This is a genomic window from Roseateles sp. (assembly GCF_044373315.1).
In the GTDB taxonomy this organism is placed as follows: Bacteria; Pseudomonadota; Gammaproteobacteria; order Burkholderiales; family Burkholderiaceae_C; genus JACDQM01.
In genome coordinates this window covers 1-5,572 of the sequence record NZ_JBILQK010000151.1, presented here as the reverse complement: position 1 = coordinate 5,572, position 5,572 = coordinate 1, and the positions used below count along the sequence as shown (strand labels likewise).

General features: G+C 62.4%; 6 protein-coding genes. All 6 read right to left on the bottom strand.

Annotated elements, in window-relative coordinates; genetic code table 11:
- The coding region (locus tag ACIQ67_RS19140; RefSeq protein ID WP_397535971.1) for an ABC transporter permease at positions 1-628 on the bottom strand (628 nt) is incomplete at its 3' end.
- A gap of 30 nt (positions 629-658) precedes the next feature.
- Complete coding sequence (locus ACIQ67_RS19135; protein WP_397535970.1) at positions 659-1,888, bottom strand: M20 aminoacylase family protein; 1,230 nt, start codon at positions 1,886-1,888, stop codon at positions 659-661.
- A complete protein-coding gene (locus ACIQ67_RS19130) occupies positions 1,888-2,871 on the bottom strand; it encodes an ABC transporter permease (protein WP_397535969.1) in 984 nt (327 codons plus the stop codon). The genes ACIQ67_RS19135 and ACIQ67_RS19130 overlap by 1 nt, the downstream gene beginning before the upstream one ends.
- 278 nt (positions 2,872-3,149) lie before the next feature.
- Positions 3,150-3,914, bottom strand: coding sequence for a DUF3047 domain-containing protein (locus ACIQ67_RS19125; RefSeq protein ID WP_397535968.1), 765 nt, complete (start codon positions 3,912-3,914; stop codon positions 3,150-3,152).
- 142 nt (positions 3,915-4,056) lie between these two features.
- Positions 4,057-5,157, bottom strand: a complete 1,101-nt coding sequence (locus ACIQ67_RS19120; protein ID WP_397535967.1) for a porin — start codon at positions 5,155-5,157, stop codon at positions 4,057-4,059.
- A gap of 212 nt (positions 5,158-5,369) precedes the next feature.
- A partial coding sequence (locus tag ACIQ67_RS19115) for a porin (protein ID WP_397535966.1) occupies positions 5,370-5,572 on the bottom strand: 203 nt, incomplete at its 5' end.

Here is a 5,572-nt window from a genome sequence, read left to right as displayed (position 1 = left end):
TGCGCTCCACCATGGTCGAACCACGCACCGTGCGGGCGTACTGAACCCAGCCCGACATCGCAATGGCCAGGATCAGCACCATGAAGGCCAGCGAGTCATGCGCGTTGGGAAACATCGCGCGCCCCACGCCGTCGATCAGCAAGGCAATCAGGATGGACGGAAAGGACAGCATCACATCGCAAACGCGCATGATGAAGGCGTCCACCTTGCCGCCCACAAAACCAGCCAGCAGACCCAGGCCGACGCCGATCAGCATCGACAGCATCACCGAGGCCAGGCCCACGAACAGCGAGATGCGCGCGCCATACATCAGGGCCGAGAGGATGTCCCGCCCCTGGTCATCGGTACCCAGCAGGAACTTGGTCGAGCCCCCCTCCAGCCAAGCCGGCGGCAGGCGCGAATCCATCAACTCCAGCGACGCCAGATCGAAGGGGTTGTGTGGCGCCACCACATCCGCGAACAGCGCGCAGAACACACAGATGAAAGCGATCACGGCGGCAACGATGGCCGTGGGTGAGCGCTTGAAGGAATGCCAGACATCGCCGGCAAAGAAGCGCTTGAAGGCACCAGGCGCGGGGGCTGGCGCCACACCGGTCGGGGCTTGGGGGACTGGATTGAGGGAACTCATCAATGCTCCGGGAAAAACTCTGGATTGGGCTCAGGCGCTTGGCGCCATGGGCAGGCCATGCTCGATCAGCGAGGCAAACAGCGCCGCGCCAAGTGGCAGGATCTCGTCGTTGAAGTCATAACGCGGGTTGTGCAGGCCGCAGCCAGAGCCTGCATCACTCGCCTGGCCGATACGCAAATAGGCACCGGGCTTGGCCTGCAGCATGAAAGAGAAATCTTCCGATCCCATGCTGGGTGGCAGCTCGCTGTCCACCCGTTCAGCCCCGACCAGATCGCGCGCCACCATGGCAGCAAACGCGGCCTCTTGCGGCGTGTTGATGGTGGCCGGATAACTGCGGGTGTACTGCACCGTCGCGCTGCCGCCCAGGCCCAGCGCGATGGACTCGACCAGCGTCGTCAGCCGCTCCTCGATCAACTGCTGTACCGCAGGCTTGAAGCTGCGCACTGTGCCAACCAGCTTGGCGCTGCTCGGAATCACACTGAAGGCACCAAGCTCGCCCGCCCGCAAGGCACACAGACTGACCACGGCCTGATCCAAGGGCGCGACATTGCGCGCCACCAGGCTCTGGACGGCAGTGATCACATGGCCTGCCATCAGCACAGGATCCACCGAGAGATGCGGGTGGGCACCATGCCCACCGCGGCCGTGCAAGGTGATCTCCACCTTGTCCGAGGCTGCCATCATTGCGCCCGAGTTCAAGCCAATCCGGCCAGCCTGCATCTGTGGCCAGTTGTGCATCGCGTAGACCGACTCCACGGGGAAGCGCTCGAACAGACCCTCCTGGATCATTTCCCGCGCCCCTGCGTAGCCCTCCTCGCCGGGCTGGAAGATCAGCACGGCCGTGCCGTCAAACTGGCGCGTCTGAGCCAGGTAGCGCGCCGCACCGATCAGCATCGTGGTGTGGCCGTCATGGCCGCAGGCATGCATCAGCCCCGGGCTGGCCGAACGCCAGGGCACCTCGTTTTCTTCCTGCAAGGGCAAGGCATCCATGTCGGCGCGCAAACCGATCTGCCGTCCCGGACCCTTACGGCCATGGATAAGCGCAACGACGCCGGTGCGGGCAATGCCGGTATGGATCTCGTCAACGCCGCAAAGCTTGAGTGCTTCGCAAACGCGTGCCGAGGTGCGCCGCTCTTCAAATCCGAGCTCCGGCATGGTGTGGAGCTCACGACGCAGCGCCTGGAGCTCGCCTTGCACAGCACCGAGCCGCTGATAGGCGCCATACGCACGCGACGAGGGCGCAATCACGGGCGAGGCCATCAGTGACCTCCGACCTTGCCTTCGATACGCAGACGCGGATCAACCGCGAAGTACAGCATGTCGACCAGCAGATTGATGGTCACGAAGATGAAGGAGATCAGGCAGAGATAGGCGGCCATCACCGGTATGTCGGCGAACTGCACCGCCTGGATGAACAGCAGGCCCATGCCCGGCCACTGGAACACCGTCTCCGTGATGATGGCGAAAGCAATCAGCGAGCCGAGCTGCAGGCCAGTGATGGTGATCACGGGCACCAGGGTGTTCTTCAGCGCATGGCCGAAATAGACCGCGCGATTCGAGAGCCCGCGGGCGCGAGCGAACTTGATGTAATCGGTGCGCAGCACCTCCAGCATCTCGGCACGCACCAGACGCATGATCAGAGTCAGCTGAAAGACGGAAAGCGTGATGGCGGGCAAGAGCAAATGCTTCAAACCATCGGCCGTCAGCAATCCAGTCGTCCAGGTTCCCAGCGCAACCACGTCGCCACGGCCAAAGCTTGGCAGCCACTTCAGCATCACGGCGAAAACGAGGATCAGCAAAATGCCGATCAGGAAGGTCGGCAAGGACACGCCCAGCAGCGACAGCGTCATGAGCAACTGGGAAGAGAACTTGCCGCGCCGCAGGGCCGCATACACGCCGAGCGGAATGCCCACGAAAAGCGCAATCAAACCCGCAACCAGTGCGAGTTCCAATGTGGCCGGGAAGCGCTCGATGATCAGCGTCGAGACCTTTCGGCCCTGGCGCAGGCTCAAGCCGAACTCACCCTGAACGGCGTTGCCGACAAAGGTGGCGAACTGCACCGGGAAGGGGTCGTCCAGACCCAGATCGTGGCGCAATTGCTCACGCTGTTCTGGCGTCGCGTCCTGACCCAACAGATTGGTGACGGGGTCACCCACATACTGGAACAGCATGAAGGCGATGAAGGCCACCGTCAGCATCACGATGATGGCCTGGGCCAGACGTCTGAGAATGAAAACTAGCATGTTCTGGGGAAGCTTGGGGGTGCCATTCCAGTCTGGCCCCAAACCGGGGCCAGGTCGGTCGCCATGCCCATCGCATGCAGGAATCAGGCCACACACCCCTCCAATGATCTGGAGCGCAGCGCTGGGGTACCCAGTCTGCTTGGGGCGGAGCTTCACCGCGCATCTGACGGCAGGCGGTCACCCTTTTGGGGCAATCGTCACGAGCGCGTGATGATGGCGAACTCTGAGGGCCAGGGCAAACGGGAAAGCACCTAGGGCCGCTACACAGAGAAAGCCTCTCAGAAGTCCAGGCTACCCGGCAGGCTGCGCCGTTGCTCATCGAGGAAGAGCAGCCTCCCATAGCAAGCCTGGTTCTTCCCGCGCGTATTGTCGGCATCTGTCATGAATGCCGCGCCAATCAAATCACCCGGCCCTTCGCCGAACGCGCGCCTGTAGTCAGCCTGGACATCGCGCTTAAAACGCTGCCAACCTCGAGAACCTTTCGCTCCAGAGCCGACAACGATCTTTCGAACGCGGTCGCTATGCGCACTGACGACGACCGTCTCAGACTCAGCCTGCGCATCCCAGACATACATCAACGTGGCGAATGGCGGCGCCTCTCCTGTCAGGGTCTGCACCAACTCCGACTTCATGCGGTTGCGCATCGACAGCCGTTGGGCGTCCCCATCGAAGGCGAGCACCAGGCGCGCCGGCGAGTCGTCGCTTTCCGGGGCCGTCACCGTTCCAAGCGGCTCCGCTGCAGCGATCCACCAGTCGAACTCGACTCGTGCCAAGACGTCAGGGCCCAGCTGCAGGCGCCTCCGCCACAGACTCACGGACCGATCCGCCTGCGCCATCAGGCAAGACTGACCGTCCTGTGTGCTGATGGCATAGCGGGTGGGACGCTTGCCTGGTAGGTCGCGCGGCGCCCACTCCCGCAACTGCTCGACCGCAGAAGCAGACGGCGGTGGCGCTTGAATGGCACATCCACTCATCCCTGCGAGCACAGCCACCAAGAACCATGTATGGATCAGCTTGCGAGGGAGGTAGCGGTCAAGGCGCATGAAGAACGATTGCCGGGAGATGAGGAACTGCGCACCGAACCGGCTGCACACAAGCCACCGCAAAAAATTAAAAGGGGTCGCAGCGCGACCCCCTTGTGGGCAGAACTACGCACCAGGCGCAATCTGCATGCAAGCGCCTCGATCAGAAGCGGTGACGCAGCCCGACCATCGTGCCGCTGCGCTTCTTCGCGCCGTTGGCGGCACCGTTGGCTCCGTTCAGGCTCACATTGCCCGACAGGCCGGTATTGTCGAAACCGATGTAGGCATCCGTGCGCTTGGAGAAGGCATAGTCAGCCATCAAGGCCAGGAAGTTGGCATCAGCCTTGGCCGCCGCAGTCACGCCCGTTTGATCAGCCTTCCAGTAGTGTGCGCCCAAGTTCAACTGAGGCGTCAGCTGGTAGCCTGCACCGACGGTCCACATCGTGCGCTTGTTGGCCGCCAGGAAGGCAGCACCGCCGAAGCCGCCATTGGCGCTTCCGGTCCACATGCTGCCCAACACAGCCATGTCAGTTGCCGTCAGACCGTTGTCGGCCTTGTTGACCGCATAACCGGCATTCAGGTACCAGGGGCCTGTGCGATAGGACGCGCCGAAGGTCGTCGCCTTGACCTTCTTGCCCGAGCCGAACTCATAGTTCTGCATGCCGGCGCCAATGGCCAAGCCGCTGGCTGCGTAACGCACATAGCCGCCCATGGTCTTGCCACCGGTTGCGCTGCCTTCGCCTGCCGACACCTGGACGCCACCGCGGATCGGGCCCATTTCAGCCATGTACTTCACCATATTGCTGGCGCGCGCGCCCAGAGCAAAACCGATCTCCGGCTTGTACTCTTCAGCATAGGGGGAGTAAGGGAACGAGGCATAGGTGCTCGTCACCAAATCAAACAGCACGTTGTACTGACGGCCGACCGTCACGCGACCGAAGCCGCCCTGCAGACCCACCCAGGACTGGCGCCAGAAATCAGCCGCAGCCACCGTTCCATTGTCGGAAGTCAGGCGATGCTCCATGTTCGCCAGGGCACGCAGACCGCCACCCATGTCTTCGGTGATATTCACGCCCAGACGGCTCTGCGACATGCCACCGCCCACCACACGAACGATGGAATCGCTGGGCTGACCTGCAGAATGCTCATTGGTCGTGCGGCGCACGCCCACATCCACGATGCCGTACAGGCTGACGCTGGATTGGGCCCATGCTGCTGTCGTGGTGGCGGCCAGAGCGCTCAAGACCAGAACTGCTTTTTTCATCGCTGTCTCCTATGTATTGGTTGGTAGCTGTGGCTATTCTCCACGCCAATCCAACGCCACCTCAGCACTTGTTGCTCATGCCCAACAAGCGCTAACCCTGTCACCGTCGAGACAATCCTCACCAGTTCGGTGGCAGCGGAAACGAAAAAGCCGCCCGAGGGCGGCTTTGCGTTGCACCGCAAGACTCGGCATCAGCCGAGCCCTGCTGGCTATCAGAAGCTGTGGCGAACGCCAACTTCGAAGCCGGAGCTGTCCTTGCCAGCGGCAACAGCGGGGCTGCCAGCAACTGCCAAGCGCGAAGCGCCGTCATTGGAAATGCGCGAGTAGGTGGTGTACAGAGCAGTGCGCTTCGACAGGTCGTGCACATAGCCAACAGCGAACTGGTTGGCATCGGCGCCGGTCTGATCGATATTGG